This window comes from Pannonibacter sp. Q-1 (genome assembly GCF_054073275.1).
In genome coordinates, this window is the sequence record NZ_JBSXNB010000002.1 from 243,053 (window position 1) to 257,627 (window position 14,575).

Annotated in this window: 16 protein-coding genes; 3 read left to right on the forward strand and 13 right to left on the reverse strand. The window is 63.5% G+C overall.

All coding sequences use genetic code 11. The annotated features are described in order from the left end of the window. Nucleotides 1–14 precede the first annotated feature (14 nt). Both ACVNHC_RS05110 and ACVNHC_RS05115 read left to right on the forward strand, forming a co-directional pair. Nucleotides 15–884 (forward strand): polyphosphate kinase 2 family protein, encoded by an 870-nt coding sequence (locus ACVNHC_RS05110; RefSeq protein WP_094461670.1) that lies wholly within the window; start codon nt 15–17, stop codon nt 882–884. A 189-nt stretch (nt 885–1,073) separates the two neighbouring features. Next, nucleotides 1,074–1,538, forward strand: coding sequence for a DUF2147 domain-containing protein (locus tag ACVNHC_RS05115; RefSeq protein WP_457166614.1), 465 nt, complete (start codon nt 1,074–1,076; stop codon nt 1,536–1,538). A gap of 74 nt (nt 1,539–1,612) precedes the next feature. On the opposite strand, the gene ACVNHC_RS05120 is transcribed toward ACVNHC_RS05115, so the two are convergent. From ACVNHC_RS05120 to ACVNHC_RS05145, 6 genes are all read right to left on the reverse strand, one after another. Continuing rightward, the gene (locus tag ACVNHC_RS05120) at nt 1,613–2,329 is read right to left on the reverse strand and encodes a glutathione S-transferase N-terminal domain-containing protein (protein ID WP_186393541.1); all 717 of its coding nucleotides are present in this window, start codon (nt 2,327–2,329) and stop codon (nt 1,613–1,615) included. Nucleotides 2,330–2,437: 108 nt separating this feature from the next. Continuing rightward, nucleotides 2,438–2,779, reverse strand: coding sequence for a HigA family addiction module antitoxin (locus ACVNHC_RS05125; protein WP_457166615.1), 342 nt, complete (start codon nt 2,777–2,779; stop codon nt 2,438–2,440). Nucleotides 2,780–2,788: 9 nt separating this feature from the next. Then, on the reverse strand, nt 2,789–3,253 hold the full coding sequence (locus ACVNHC_RS05130; RefSeq protein ID WP_050471635.1) for a GNAT family N-acetyltransferase: 465 nt from the start codon (nt 3,251–3,253) through the stop codon (nt 2,789–2,791). Between the two features lie 81 nt (nt 3,254–3,334). Beyond that, a complete protein-coding gene (gene gatB / locus ACVNHC_RS05135) occupies nt 3,335–4,816 on the reverse strand; it encodes an Asp-tRNA(Asn)/Glu-tRNA(Gln) amidotransferase subunit GatB (RefSeq protein ID WP_123194206.1) in 1,482 nt (493 codons plus the stop codon). Between the two features lie 182 nt (nt 4,817–4,998). Next, nucleotides 4,999–5,337, reverse strand: coding sequence for an EscU/YscU/HrcU family type III secretion system export apparatus switch protein (locus ACVNHC_RS05140; protein ID WP_457166616.1), 339 nt, complete (start codon nt 5,335–5,337; stop codon nt 4,999–5,001). Further along, on the reverse strand, nt 5,334–7,910 hold the full coding sequence (locus ACVNHC_RS05145; RefSeq protein WP_457166617.1) for a hypothetical protein: 2,577 nt from the start codon (nt 7,908–7,910) through the stop codon (nt 5,334–5,336). The genes ACVNHC_RS05140 and ACVNHC_RS05145 overlap by 4 nt, the downstream gene beginning before the upstream one ends. A 135-nt stretch (nt 7,911–8,045) precedes the next feature. Here ACVNHC_RS05145 and ACVNHC_RS05150 point away from each other — a divergent pair, with 135 nt between their 5' ends. Further along, complete coding sequence (locus ACVNHC_RS05150) at nt 8,046–8,300, forward strand: DUF6455 family protein (RefSeq protein ID WP_208977399.1); 255 nt, start codon at nt 8,046–8,048, stop codon at nt 8,298–8,300. 27 nt (nt 8,301–8,327) lie between these two features. Here the strand turns inward: ACVNHC_RS05150 and ACVNHC_RS05155 are convergent, their stop codons facing one another. The 7 genes from ACVNHC_RS05155 to ACVNHC_RS05185 all read right to left on the reverse strand — a co-directional run bounded on the left by ACVNHC_RS05155 (nt 8,328) and on the right by ACVNHC_RS05185 (nt 14,528). Continuing rightward, nucleotides 8,328–8,630, reverse strand: coding sequence for a hypothetical protein (locus tag ACVNHC_RS05155; RefSeq protein WP_050471639.1), 303 nt, complete (start codon nt 8,628–8,630; stop codon nt 8,328–8,330). 106 nt (nt 8,631–8,736) lie between these two features. Then, nucleotides 8,737–9,033, reverse strand: coding sequence for a type II toxin-antitoxin system RelE family toxin (locus tag ACVNHC_RS05160; protein ID WP_122519998.1), 297 nt, complete (start codon nt 9,031–9,033; stop codon nt 8,737–8,739). Continuing rightward, the gene (locus ACVNHC_RS05165) at nt 9,023–9,268 is read right to left on the reverse strand and encodes a type II toxin-antitoxin system Phd/YefM family antitoxin (protein ID WP_050471641.1); all 246 of its coding nucleotides are present in this window, start codon (nt 9,266–9,268) and stop codon (nt 9,023–9,025) included. Before ACVNHC_RS05165 ends, ACVNHC_RS05160 begins: the two co-directional genes overlap by 11 nt. A 138-nt stretch (nt 9,269–9,406) precedes the next feature. After that, nucleotides 9,407–11,200, reverse strand: coding sequence for a glucans biosynthesis glucosyltransferase MdoH (mdoH, locus tag ACVNHC_RS05170; protein WP_457166618.1), 1,794 nt, complete (start codon nt 11,198–11,200; stop codon nt 9,407–9,409). A gap of 5 nt (nt 11,201–11,205) precedes the next feature. Further along, complete coding sequence (locus ACVNHC_RS05175; protein WP_050471643.1) at nt 11,206–11,565, reverse strand: hypothetical protein; 360 nt, start codon at nt 11,563–11,565, stop codon at nt 11,206–11,208. A 32-nt stretch (nt 11,566–11,597) separates the two neighbouring features. After that, complete coding sequence (locus ACVNHC_RS05180; protein ID WP_244274434.1) at nt 11,598–13,175, reverse strand: glucan biosynthesis protein; 1,578 nt, start codon at nt 13,173–13,175, stop codon at nt 11,598–11,600. A gap of 252 nt (nt 13,176–13,427) precedes the next feature. Next, entirely contained in the window at nt 13,428–14,528 is a 1,101-nt protein-coding gene (locus ACVNHC_RS05185) for an NAD(P)/FAD-dependent oxidoreductase (protein WP_457166619.1), read from the reverse strand. Between the last annotated feature and the right edge of the window lie 47 nt (nt 14,529–14,575).

Genomic DNA, 14,575 nt, shown 5'->3' on the forward strand with positions numbered 1-14,575 from the left:
TACGGGAGACCAGCATGGCCGGCAGTCAGGAAGAACGCGATTGGCTTGAATCCCTCAGGGTGAAGCCGGGCCAGAAGGTGGATCTGTCCGCACTGCCCACGGCAGACAAGCCCAACGGGCACGACAAGGACGCGGCAGAGGCGCGCACGGCGGAAGTCACGCAATCGCTCGCGCGGCTTCAGTTCCTGCTCTATGCGGACGCCCGCTCCTCCCTGCTTGTCGTGTTGCAGGGGCTGGATGCGGCGGGCAAGGACGGGACCATCCGCAAGGTCATGTCCGGCCTCAACCCGCAAGGGGTGAAGGTAACCTCCTTCAAGCAGCCGACGGCGCAGGAACTGGCGCATGACTTCCTCTGGCGCGTGCACAGGGCCGTGCCGGGCAAGGGCGAAGTCGGCATCTTCAACCGCTCCCACTATGAGGACGTGCTGGTGGTGCGGGTGCATGAGATGGTGGAGGAAAAGGTCTGGCGTGCCCGCTATGACCAGATCAACGCCTTCGAGCAGCTTCTGACGGCCAGTGGCACGCGCATTCTCAAGTTCTTCCTGCACATCAGCCCGGAAGAGCAGCTGGAACGCTTTGCCGTGCGGCTGACCGACCCCACGCGGCAGTGGAAGATCAGCGAGGCCGATTATACCGAGCGCAAGCATTGGGACGCCTACACCAAGGCCTATGAAGAGGCGCTGGAACGCACCTCCACCAAGGACGCGCCCTGGTACGTAATCCCGGCTGACCGCAAGTGGGTGCGCAACTTTGCCGTCGCAAGGATCATCGAGGAAACGCTTCTGTCGATGGACCTGAAGACGCCGAAGGTGAGTGTCGATCTGGAGGACATCCGCCGCCATTATCACGCGGCCGTTGCGGCTGCCGATGCTGAGGCCCGATGAACCTGTGCCATTGGAAACAGCTCATGCCCGCGTGGAACACGGGCATTTTCTAACCGCGAAAATTTAGCTGCCGCCTTCCCTAACGGCACGGCTTTTCAGCAGACAGGAAACAGCATAGCCTTCCCTTTGCGTAAAGGGCATCCAGCCTGTTTGAGGAGACAGCGGGATGCCACTGGGAGGAGACACGCAATGATGCTTTCACTTGTCCGCAACACATCAGCCCGCAGCCTGTCCGCAACGCTCGGCGGCGGCCTGATGCTGGCTGCTTCCCTGATGCTGATGCTTCCGGCCACCTCTGCTCATGCTGCGGATGCTTCAGGCGAATGGACGCGCCCCAGCGGTTCGTCGCGCATCAAGATCGGCCCCTGCGGCGGCAATCTCTGCGGTACCATCATCTGGCTGAAAGAGCCGCGCAACGACATCAAGAACCCGGATCCGGCCAGGCAGAGCAAGCCCCTGCTCGGCACACAGATCGTGCTCGGCATGAAGCCGACCGGCAAGGATGGTCAGTGGAAGGGCGAGGTCTACAATGCCGAGGACGGCAAGACCTACACGGGTTTCATCCAGATGGACGGCGCCGACAAGATGACGCTGGAAGGCTGCGTCATGGGCGGCCTCATCTGCAAGGGCGAAACCTGGTCACGGGTAAAGTGACGCCGTGATGTCTTGAACTTATGCAGGCCGGTCTATCCACTGAGAGACCGGCCCGCTCTGTCTGAAGTATGTCTTCAGCGGGCGCGCTGGCCGAACAGAACCTTCTGCGCGTCCTTGTCATCGGCCAGCGAAGCCTGACGCTCGCGTTCCTCACGGCCAACCGCAAGCCCGCGCTGCACGGCAGGACGCTCTTCCAGCCGGGCTTTCCAGGCCTTCACATGGGGGAACTCTTCAAGGTCCATGCCCTGGTTCTTCCAGCCCTGCGCCCAGCCAATGATGGCCATGTCGGCGATGGTGTATTCATCTGCCGCAACATAGGCGCGCCCGTCCAGCCGCTTGTTGAGAACGCCGTAAAGCCGGTGCGTCTCGTTGAGATAGCGGTCCATGGCATAGGGGATCTTTTCGGGCGCATAGATGCGGAAATGGTGGTTCTGGCCGAGCATCGGACCGAAGCCGCCCATCTGCCACATCAGCCACTCGTCCACCTCGACCCGCTTGCGCTCGTCTGCCGGATAGAACGCGCCGAACTTGCGGCCGAGATATTGCAGGATGGCGCCGGATTCAAACACGGAAATGGGCGCGCCGCCCGGCCCTTCCGGATCGACAATCGCCGGCATGCGGTTGTTCGGGGCAATGGCCAGAAACTCGGGACGGAACTGCTCGCCCTTGCCGATATTGACGTATTTCACCTCATAAGGAACGCCGAGCTCCTCCAGAAGGATCGAGATCTTCCAGCCGTTCGGCGTCGGCCAGTAATGCAGTTCGATGGGCGCAGTCTGGGTCACAGGCATCATGGGCTCCAGGCATGGTATCCGGTCGGGGGATCCAGTCAGGGGATCATTGCGGGCACGCGCCCGCTCTCACCTGCCAAGCTAGGCCAGCCGCTCCCGCCCGGCAAGTCATGCGTCCGGGATACCGCCTTCGTAACGGGTCACCATAATCTCGTTAGACTTCAGCCGCGTCCGCGCAATGTCGAAGCTGTTCTGCATGCGCATCAGTGTCTCCATCGAAACACCGAAGGCCTTTTCAATACGCAACGCCATCTCAGGCGATAGCGCGGCACGCTCGTTCAGAAGGGCCGAAAGCGCGGGCCTTGTCACCTCCAGCACCTTTGCCGCATCCGTTACCGACAATTTCAGCGGCTCAATTATTTCATGCTTCACAAACCCACCGGGATGCGCCGGTGTGTTCATGCGGATGCTCACTGTTGTACCTGTTCCTATTTCAACTGCCTCGGTCATCGCAGCACCTCAAAGCATCTTCTTGAACCCGAGATGGCTCTGCTCATAGCCTTCGCGCAGGTAGAAGCGGTGGGCATCGAGGCGGATGCGGTTGGAGGAAAGCTGGATCAGGGCAACGCCCCTCGCCCGCGCCAGAGCCTCGGCATGTTTCACCATCGCCTTGCCGATGCCTTGCCCTCGCATATCCGACCGCGTGTGGACGCTTTCAAGGCTCGCCCGGCCGCGGCCGCGAAAGGCCAGACCCTTCTCGAAGGTCAGCTGATAGGTGGCCAGAACCTCCTCACCGCTTGTCCCGCCGAGCACGACGTAGATGTCCGTTTCGGGTGCGGTCAGGATCTCATCGAAGGCGGCGCGATAGTCTTCCGGATCGCCGCTTTCATAGTTTTCTCTTGCGCCGACAGCACCGGCATTGATGATGGCGAGAATATCCGCCAGATGCTCAGAGCGCGCCTTTTCAATCCGGAACCCGTCCATAAACTCCACTCCACATGCAAACGCCCCGAACCATGGTCCGGGGCGCAGAACTTAAGAAACAGGCGTCATCACATGGCGCGATTACTCGATGCCGATCTTGGCCTTGAGCAGGTCGTTCACCGCCTGCGGATTGGCCTTGCCCCTGGATTCCTTCATCACCTGACCGACGAACCAGCCGAGCAGCGTCGGCTTTTCCTTGGCCTGGGCCACCTTGTCCGGGTTGGCGGCGATGATCTGATCGACGACGGCCTCGATGGCGCCAAGATCGGTCACCTGCTTCATGCCGCGCGCTTCCACGACAGCTGCCGGCTCGCCGCCCTCGGTCCAGATGATCTCGAACAGATCCTTGGCGATCTTGCCCGAAATCGTGCCTTCCTTGATCAAATCAATGATACCGCCGAGCTGGCCGGCATTCACCGGGCTGGTCTCGATGGTCAGGCCTTCCTTGTTGAGGCGGCCGAACAGCTCGTTGATCACCCAGTTCGCCGCCATCTTGGCGTCGCGGCCCTTGGCAACGGATTCGAAGAAGTCCGCCGACACCTTCTCGGCCACCAGCACGTCGGCGTCATAGGGCGTCAGGCCATAGTCCGCAACAAAGCGGGCCTTCTTGTCGTCCGGCAGTTCCGGCAGGTGCTGTGCCAGCTCATCGACATAGGCCTGCGTGAACTCCAGGGGCAAAAGGTCCGGGTCCGGGAAATAGCGGTAGTCATGCGCCTCTTCCTTGGAGCGCATGGAGCGGGTCTCGCCCTTCACCGCATCATAGAGGCGGGTTTCCTGATCGATGGAGCCGCCGTCTTCCAGAATGGCGATCTGGCGGCGGGCCTCATAGTCGATGGCCTGACCGACAAAACGGATGGAGTTGACGTTCTTGATCTCGCAGCGCGTGCCGAAACCTTCGCCCGGGCGGCGCACGGAGACGTTCACGTCGGCGCGCATGGAGCCCTGGTCCATGTTGCCGTCGCAGGTGCCCAGATACCGCAGGATGATGCGCAGCTTGGTGAGATAGGCCTTGGCCTCGTCCGCCGAGCGCAGGTCCGGCTTGGAGACGATTTCCATCAGCGCCACGCCGGAGCGGTTCAGGTCGACAAAGGACATGGTCGGATGCTGGTCATGCAGCGACTTGCCCGCATCCTGTTCCAGATGCAGACGCTCGACGCCCACTTCCACGCGCTCGTCCGGCATGTCGAGGATGATGACGCCCTCGCCGACGATCGGCTGCTTGAACTGGGAAATCTGGTAGCCCTGCGGCAGATCCGGGTAGAAATAGTTCTTCCGGTCGAACACGGACTTCAGGTTGATCTGCGCCTTCAAACCAAGGCCCGTGCGGATCGCCTGTGCCACGCATTCCTCGTTGATCACGGGCAGCATGCCGGGCATGGCCGCGTCAACGAGGCTGACATTCGCATTGGGATCATTGCCGAATTCCGTCGAGGCGCCCGAGAAGAGCTTGGCCTGGGAGGTCACTTGCGCATGGACTTCCATGCCGATCACGACTTCCCAGTCACCGGTGGCTCCCTTGATGAATTTTTTCGGATCGGGCTTGCGTGCCTCGACAATCGTCATCTGATCTCTAATCCTGTTCAAATTCCGGCGGGTTGCGCGTCTGCCGCACAGGCCTTTCCCGCCCGTTTCCGGAGGTCTGGCTGCGCCGGCGCACGCCCTTGTTGCCTAGACGGGATTTGCCCTGCCTGCAAGAGGGAGAGCCCGCCCGGCCGCTGGAAATTGCAGATGAAACCCGCCTGCCCTCACCCCGGCGGATTGGGGGCCTTGCCCTTGCGCAGGATGAAGCTGATCAGCACCGCCACCGCATGATAGAGCGCCTCGGGGATTTCCTCGTCCAGTTCCAGATGCGACAGGGCCTCGGCCAGCGGTGAGTTTGCCTCGACCGGGACCCCGGCCTCCCGGGCAATCTCGACGATCCGCTCCGCCACCGGCCCCATGCCCTTGGCCGAAACACGCGGGGCGCTGCGGTTGTCATAATGCAGGGCGATGGCGAGCTTGCGGGGCGGTCTTGCCAAAGTTTTTGACGGTGTTTTTGCCGCTGCTCCCTCCGGAGCGGCATCCGGCGTTTCGGGTTTCTTCATGAACTGCGGTCCAGCGGCAGAGGCGCAATGGCCGGAGCCGATTCAGGCTTTGCCCTCAGGATGCGCAGATCCTCCAGCTCCAGCCCTTCATCGGCAAAAAGCGCCGCCAAAGTCTCCCGGCGGCTGAGGAAACCGGCCAGCGTTTCGTCCTCGGCAGCGCGCAGCGTGACATAGCTGCTGGTGCCGCGCAGACCCGCCGCTGCCTCCACCAGCCCGCCTTCGGGCAGATCAAGGCTGAAGCGCACGCGCCATTCCGGCCCCTTGGGATCGGACGGCACATCAGGATTTTGCGGATCGCGCGAGATCCTGAGGCTGAGGACCCGCGACTGGCCGTCAATCAGCACCGGCAGATCCAGCGACACATCCACAGGCCGCGCCGCCGGTGCACCGGAGGACGTTCCGGCCGGGGCGCCCCCTGCCGCCGCGCCCGAAACGGCGCGGACCTGCCCGGCCTGGCCTTCCTGGGCGGTGCCCTTGCCCGCGGCCCGTGCCATGTCCCGGATCAGATATTCCGCCGCCATGCGTGAAACGGATTGCAGCCGCACCCGCTCGCCAACCTCGGCGCCGGTCTTTTGCGCCAGCGCCGTAGCCGTTTCCGGGTCAAGACTGGAGGGCATGCCCCCGCGGCCCGCCTGTGCCGCCCCCTTGCGGCCGGAGGGCAGTTGCGGCTGGGCGGCCAGCGCCTCATCGGCAAGGCCTGCGAGCCGCACCAGAAGCATGGTCAGGCCGTCGGTCTTTTGCGGCACATCTCCCTTGCGCTGCAGACCGACCGCCATGGCGCCGGTAGCGGATGCTGCCAGCCCGAGAACCGCATCCACCGCAGCCTTCAGTCTTGCCGGATCGGACAGGCTGTCCGCATCCGCCTGCAAGCCCTTCAAGGCTTCCACCAGCTTCTGTCCGGCCGGCGGAAGCGCAGCCTTGTCCAGTTTGCCGGCACTGGCCATGAGCGCAGACAGCACCGTGCGCGCCTGCGCCGGTTCGGCAAGCGCCGCCTTCAGCGCCTGCGGATCCAGCGCCCGCGCGGCTTCACCTGCCGCCGTCAAGGGTCCGGGGCCGCGCGCCAGCGCCTGAAGCTCCGCCTCCGTCTGCGCACCGGACAGGGAGGCACGAGACGGCGTGACGGCAGAGGCGTCTGCAGAAGACGCGGGCGCTGGCATTTGCCTGTTGATGCCGGAAGCGGAGCCAGCAGCGGCGGGGGAAGCAGCAGGGCCTGCGGTCTGCGCTGGTGCACCGGTGGCGGCTGCAGTTGAGGCAGCGGTACCGGCATTTGCCGCGGCTGACTGGCCAAGACCCGGCGCCATTTGAGGTCCAGCGCCAATGCCGGAAGCGGAAGCTGTGGCGGCCTGACCGGGAGCAGCCCCGGAAGGCACGGCCGCTCCGGCCGGCATTCCGGCGGCGGACGGGACTGCGGGCTTTGCCGCACCAACGCCCTCAGCGCCTACGGCGGCGAAACCCGCTGCGGCAGCGGCAGATGGTGGCGCGGACGGCAAGGATGGAGCTGGCGGCTGCCCGGACGATTGCGGGCCTGCTGCTTGACCTGCGGCCTGAGCTTGGGGCTGGCCTGGCACCGGATTGGCCGCCTGATTGGTTCCGGGCCCAACCGGCTGGCCCACAGTCTGACCCGGTATCTGACCTGGTATCTGGCCCGGTCCGGCAGAAGCTGAAGGAGCGGGCATTGTTCCTGCCGCAGACACCTGTGCGGGAGATCCGGCTGCTGCTGCTGCTCCTGCGCCGGCTGCCTGCCCCGAGCCCGGCGCAGACGGTGCCGTCCCCGAAGGTGCCGCACCTGCAACGGGTGCCTGAGCGGTTGGTTGACCACGCCCTGATGCGTCCGCGACTGTAGGTACTGGCGGCTGCGCACCTGCCTGCGGCGAAGGCTGAACGGCACCCTGTCCTCCAGCCGGAGCAGAGGCAGCAGCCTGCCCGCCCGCAGGCGAGCCGGGAGCAGCCGCAGAACCGGTTGCTGCTGCACTGGATGCTGGAGAACCGGAAGCGGGAGTGCCGGACGCAGAGGCCGCAGGGCCCGGTCCTGACGCAGCCGCCGGAGCGCTCGGATCCGCCTTCAGCAGCACAAAGGTGGACAGATCGACATTGGCCAGCACCGGCCGGGCCTGAGCCGTTCCGGTCTGAAGCGCGGCTTGTGCGGGTGTGGCGCCGCCTGCTGCCTGAGCCAGCGCGGCGGCGGATTTGAGCTGCTGGGCCTGAAGGCTTGCATCGGACGTTGCCTGACCGGGAGCAAGACCTGTGGCCGGGCTGGCACCTGCCCCTGCCCCACTGCTCTGCCCCGCATTCGCCTGCGGCTGGCCGCGCACCTGCAGCGCTGCTTCATCGGCGCTCACCTTCAGCCGCATTGCAGGGGCCGGCTGTTCCACCTCGATCAGCACCGGCGTTCCGGCGGGCAGCGGCAGATCCGCCTTCACGTCGAGCCGGGCAGAACCGACCACAAGCCGCATCATGCCCTCAGGCGCGCTGCTGACCACCTGACCGCGCAACTGCGCACCGGCGGGCAGCGCCTCAAGCGCTGGAGCCGCTGTCTGGGGAGCCGTCACCTGGCCGGTTGAAACCTGCGTCACCGCATGCGCCCTTCCCCGAATTTGCGCTCACTGACCCTCACATTGTTCGGCCTGGCTTGATCGGGGTCAAGGCGCAAAGCTGTTTGCCGGAGAAATATGAGCCAAATCCGGGGCTGCCCGGCAGGAGGAAGTTGCATGAGCTGGATGGACAGACTGAACGAACGTGCCGAACTGATGGGCCGCATGATGAGCGCCATCGGTGCCGTCAACAAGCCAAACACGGGTTTCAGCGGCGCAAATGACCTGCGCGTGGCAGCCACCCGCTGCCTCAGCTGCGGCCACACCAAGGAATGCCGCGAGTGGCTGGACGCGCATCCGGAAGGTGCCGCCCATGCCCCTGCGATCTGCCCGAATGCCAATCTCTTCAAGGAATGGGCCCGCTACGGCTGATCCATACCGCCTGGCAGAATGCGGACCTCAGGCCTTCTGCGCCTTGCGCCGGAAGACCAGATGCACCACCAGAGCCAGAATACCGCCGCCAGCAAACCGGAAGGGAAAGGCGGCGAGCGGACCTGCCTGCGCTGCAAACTGAGGCAGCCCGATGGAGCGCAGCAGCGCGTCAGCCATCAGCGAAAACACCGCTGCGGCAAAGGCCGCGATGATGATCTGACGCCGCTGGGCCGCAAAATAGCCCATGACCGCGCCGATCACGAGCGCGATCGGGTTGAGAAGTCCGGCGAATTCGAAAAGATCCGCCCACATGGCTGAAACATCAATCATGCGCGCACTCTAGCCCGCGATTGTTCCGCTGGCGAGCCTTTGCAGGGCCTGCGCGGCGTTTTCACACAGGCGGGGCATTGGATGTGACCACCAGGAGTTTCCGGCATCAGGCCAACCCCTTCCGCCTGTCTGATGCGTCCTTGTAGACTTCACTCCTGTCACGGCGGCCAACGGCCACCACAGTGACAGTTACCACGAGGTCGTCGACACGGTAGACAAGCCGGTAGCCTGCGCTGCGGAGCTTGATCTTGTAATGGTCCTGCAGGCCATGCAGAGCATCGCCCGGAACACGCGGGTTCTGCAGGCGCTCGGCCAGTTTCTTGCGCAGCTGAGCCCGGATCGTTGCGCCCAGTTTGTTCCATTCCTTCAACGCGGAAGGCAGAAACTGAAGCTCATAGCTCATCAAGTGAAACCCGAACCGGTGTCTCACCGGCACGGCTCTCGATGACCTTGACCAGCTCCAGATCATCCAGACGCTCGATCATCGTCTCGAACACGCTGGCTGGCACCATGTAAGCCATGATGCGGTTGTGATTGAGCACGGCGACCGTCTCTCCCTGCGCCTGTTCCAGCACAGCGGAAGGGCTTTTCTTCAGTTCGGAAACGCTGACGGCTACTTTCGCCTCGATACGCTGCATGAGAACACCTCCTGTCCGCACTCATTCAGGTATCATTTTTGGCACCTTTTTTCAACCTTTGGCACGGGGAACGCCTCCAACGAAAAAAGGCGCGGAAGCTGCCCCCGCGCCTTGACTGTCAAAAACTCACTGCCTGGCTCAGACCGCCTGCACGGCCTTGGCCGCAAGCGGCGTCGTGGGCGCATTGGCGCCAGCTTCCAGCGTGCGTTCCAGATCGGCGATCACCGGCTCCGGGGTCATCTCGAAAGGCGTGACGAACAGGCGGAGACGGCGGAAGGCCTGCCCCATCAGCACGGACGAGGTGAGAAACACGAGGATTGGCGCCAGCACCAGCGGCAGGGCAATCGGCATCAGCCAGAGCAGCAGGTCCGGTGTGTAATTATGGGCAAAGACCAAGGCGGCAGCCCCGCCGATCGCCATCCACCAGGTGGCCTTGATGCTGTCCCAGAAGGACATGGAGCCATCGGCACGGTCGGCTGCAGGCCAGCCGGAATCGGCCCCGAGCAGGATCTGCAGCACCGACCGGCTCTGGAACATCATATGCACCGGCGCCAGCATCGAGGTGAAGACAAGCTCCAGAAACGCCGTCAGCGTCACGCAGAGGGCACCGCCGAAGTTGCGGGAATCTCCGCGTACCAGCGCCCGCACCAGCAGGATGGCCTTGGGCAGGATCAGAAGCGCCACCACACCGAACAGCAGAGCCAGCGCCGTGGTCGTCTCCGGATGCGGGAACACCGGAAAGGGCGAGGACGCATCGAAATAGACCGGCGGCGGCGCGAACAGCGGCGCGGCAAGGCTGGCGATGATGAAGATCAGCCAGATCGGCGAGGACAGATAGGCGAAGATGCCCTGCAGGATCGAGATGCGGCTCCACAGGCGGAAGCGCGGTGCGATCAGCAGCCGGGCGTGCTGCAGGTTGCCCTGGCACCAGCGCCGGTCACGCTTGGCATAGGCGACGATATTGGCCGGAGCCTCCTCATAGGAGCCTTCCAGATCCGGGTCGACGCGCACGGTCCAGCCGTCACGGGCCAGCATCGCCGCTTCCACCGTATCGTGGCTGAGGATATGCCCGCCGAAGGGCGGCTTGCCGGTCAGCGCGCCCATTCCGCAGCTTTCGGCAAAGGCCCGTACGCGGATGAGCGCATTATGGCCCCAGAATGGGCCTTCCGAGCCCTGCAGTGCCGCCACACCCCGGGTGAAGACCGGGGAATAGAAGGCGGCCGAGAACTGCAGCATGCGGCCGAAGAGCGTGCTGAGACCGATGACCTGCGGCAGGGCCTGCAGGAGCCCCAGCTTCGGCTCGGCTTCCATGCGGCGCACCATCTCGACGATGGTCTCCCCGCGCATCAGGCTGTCGGCGTCCAGCACCAGCATGTAGGAATAGGCACCGCCCGACGTGCGGATGAAATCGGCGATATTGCCGGCCTTGCGGCCGACATTCGGACTACGGTTGCGGTAATAGAGATGCCCGCCCGCCTTGAGACTGATCAGGGCCGAACGGTAGGCCTCGTTTTCGGCAGCGACACTGGCCGCCTTGGTCGAGTCCGACAGCACATGCACATCGAAAAGATCGATGTAGCCGGCGGCTTCGATGGAGCGGTACATGGCTGCAATACGGGCGAAGACCGGCCCTGTGTCCTCGTTGTAGACCGGCACCAGAATGGCCGTGCGGCCCACGGGGCGGCCCTGCAGCACCGGCATCTGCGGCGGGGTGAAAAGCACGCCCAGCAGCGCAGTACAGGCACCCCAGGCCAGCCAGAATGCGGTGATGACGATCAGCGCGATGCGCAGGACGTCAACCCAGTCAAACCCGTCCGACTGAACCACCGTGCCAAACATGGAAGCGGCGGCAACCGTCAGGGTCGCCGCCAGCACGAAAGCTCCGATACGCCGGATTGCCACCGCGAGGCGGCTTTCCCCCGACCCGATCATGGATGTCAGCCCTCACCCACCGGAGGACGCGCGCCAAACAGGCTGCGTGCACCCGCAGCAGAGCGCAGCCACGCAGGCACCAGCCGTCCCTGCAGGTTATGCTCGGGCATCGCAAGCGCCACTTGCGGCTGCGGCAGAACAATACAGGACGCCACGAGACGCAGAGTTGCCGCATCGCTCTCCGGATGAGCCAGCAGCTCTTCCGCATCGCGCTCAAGACCCAGCAGGGCCAGCGTTTCGGCAACCGATTGCACGAGCACAGCATCCTCAACATCCGCCCGGCCCGTGTGGGCGCGGACAAACTCCAAACCAGCTGCAACCACTGACTGTTCAGCGCCTGCAGTAAAGTCTGTTTCAATCGACATAGAAGCCTCCTGGTCTCCCATTACAACTCCACTCATACCGTTTTGTTCCATTGGTACATCCAAGTCTCTGTCGCGGTCTTGCCGTCCAGGACAAGAGACAAGCTCATTTCAGACGGGCTGCTGTTGTCTTGCCTGTAAAGGTCAAAGATGAAGCGCCAGTGCCCCGGCTGCAGTTGCTGAAGCAGCGGATTGCGCACTTCGGCATTCTGCACCCAGAGTTTCGGTTCAATATTGGCGTCACGGCCAACCGGCATCAGCGGCCCGCCCCTGAATTCGACAACAAACTTGCGCAGGGCCGGATCATAATCCGAGGCCGCGCTGCCGCCGTGACCGGTGCGGGTATCGGTGATCTGCGCAAGCTCCGTGCCCGGTTCCGGCTCCCGGCCCCAATACATGCGGTAGCGGAACCGCAGCTCCGCCCCGGCCTTGGCCGGACCGGAGGGAATCCAGAAGGCTGCAATGTTGTCGTGGATCTCCTTCTGCGAAGGAATTTCCGCCAGCATCACATGGCCCTTGCCCCAATCATCCAGCGGCTCGATCCACAGGGACGGACGGCGCTCGTACTTGGCTTCCGTGTCCTGATAGTTTTCGAAATTCCGGTCCCGCTGGATCAGTCCAAAGCCCTTGATCTTTTCCGCTGAGAAGAAGGAGAGCCCGAGATTGCGCGGGTTCACCAGCGGCCGCCACTGCCGTTCACCGGAATCATGCAGGATCAGCAACCCGTCGCTGTCGTGAACCTCGGGGCGGAAATCGTCAAAGCCAAGCCGGTCATTCTCACCAAAAAGATACATGGACGTCAGCGGCGCAATGCCCAGCCGGTCCACATCTCCGCGCAGGAAAATGCGGGCATCGACCTCGACTTCCGTGTTGATTCCCGGCGTCACCACGAAAGCATAGGCGCCCGTGACGCGCTCGCTCTCCAGTTCGGCCCAGATCTTGAGGCTGTTCTGCCCCGGCTGCGGCCGCTCGATGAAGAAACGCGTGAAGCGCGGAAACTCTTCCGGCTTGCCGGCCGCCGTATCGATGGCAAGGCCGCGGGCGGACAGGCCATAAATCGACCCCTTGCCAAGCGCCCGGAAATAGCTGGAGCCCAGGAAGGCGATCAGTTCGTCCTTGTACTCGGGCCGGTTCAGCGGATAATGCAACCGGAAACCGGCGACACCCGGCAGGTCCTGCCCCTCGAAGTCCGCCGCATTGAGCGGCTCGCGGTATTCAAAGTCTGCGCCGGTGAAATGCAGCTCGCGCAGGTTCGGCCCATCCACCTCATAAATCTGGACCGGCTTGGTGTAGAGCCCGCCGGGAGGAAAGGCCTGCATCTCGTAGCTGACGCCAGCGTCGCGCCAGACTGCCTTGTCCGGCCGGAAGCGGATGGCCCGGTACTGGTCATAGTCGAGCGCGGCGAAGCGTTCCGGCAGCTCGGCCACAGTGCCATCGAAGGACTCACCCGCCTTCTGCCGCATCTGCTCGACAAGCGCTTCAAAAGAGAACGCGGGCGCCGGGGCACCACCGCCGGCCTGCGCAAAAGCCGTGCGCGGCGCGAGGCTCAGGGCTCCAGCGAGAGAGCCGAGACACAGCGAACTTGTCACAAGAAACTTGCGTCGATTGATCACGTTATTTGCCCGAGGAAAGTGGGTCACCAGCGCTGCAGGAAGGCCTTGGAGGTCGCATATAACACAAGGCGATGCGACAATAATATGAGATACTTAGGCCTCTCGTCCATAAAAATGCTGCAATGCGGCACCGTTTACCTCACGTTTTCTGAACACCTCGCAAAACAGGAATACCAAACCCTTAATCTGGTCTTCCTGCCCCTCTTTTTAGAAACGAAATGCGGCAGTAATTCGCAGAACGCCAAACAGCCTTCACATATCATTAACAATCAAGGCAACGCGGGCGCCAATCGCCAATGAAGCCGTCAATCCCGGCGATTCGATTCCGAGAAGATTCACAAGGCCGGCGATTTTGTGACCGGCCTCAGTTTCGATGAGGAAATCTGCGGAAGCCTCGCCTTCACCTGTCAGCTTGGGGCGAATACCTGCATAGTCAGGCAGCAGAGCTTCATCCGGCAGATGCGGCCAATAACGGCGGATTGCGGCGTAGAATCCGGCTGCGCGCGCCGGATCGACGCTGTAATCCTCCTCGCCGGTCCATTCCACATCCGGTCCGAAGCGCCCCTGCCCTGCCAGATCGAGCGTCAGATGCACACCAAGGCCGCCCGGCTCCGGCACCGGATAGATCAAACGCGAGAACGGCGGGCGGGCGGACAGGCGGAAATAGTTGCCCTTGGCCATGTGGAACGGCCGCTGCGGATAGCCGTCCAGCGTCGACAGCAGCCGCATTGCGGAGAGACCCGCACTGACCACGAGATGGCGGCAGGAAAGCCTGTACCCTTCCGGTCCTTCCATCAGCAGCTCGAAGCCGCCGCCGCTGCGGTGATGGATTGCGGCCACACAGCTGTGCAGCACCACCTGCCCGCCCTGCGAGGTAATGTCCCCTTCCAGCGCCTGCATGTAGCCGTGGCTGTCGAGAATGCCGGTGGAGGGCGACAGGAGCGCAGCCTCGCAGGCCAGTGCCGGCTCCAGCGCCTGCGCCTCAGCCCGCGTCAGAAACGCCAGATCATGAACGCCATTGGCGGCAGCGCGGGCGGCAATGCTCTCCAGTTCCGCCACCTGCTCATCAGAGGTTGCCACGATCAGCTTGCCGCAGCGCCGGTGACCGATGCCGCGCGCTGCGCAATAGGCATAGAGCCGGTTCTTGCCCTCCACGCAAAGTCCGGCCTTCAGGCTGCCTTCCGGGTAATAGATCCCCGCGTGAATGACCTCGGAATTGCGGGAGCTCGTCTCCGAACCGATCAGTCCATGGCGCTCCAGCACCAAGACCTCGCGCCCGCTTTCAGCCAAAGCACGGGCAGCGGCCAGCCCAACGGCCCCTGCTCCGATGACAACGGTATCAACGTCAAACACGGCCTTCTCCAGCTACGACAGGAATAAATCCGGCAGAAAGGCTGGCA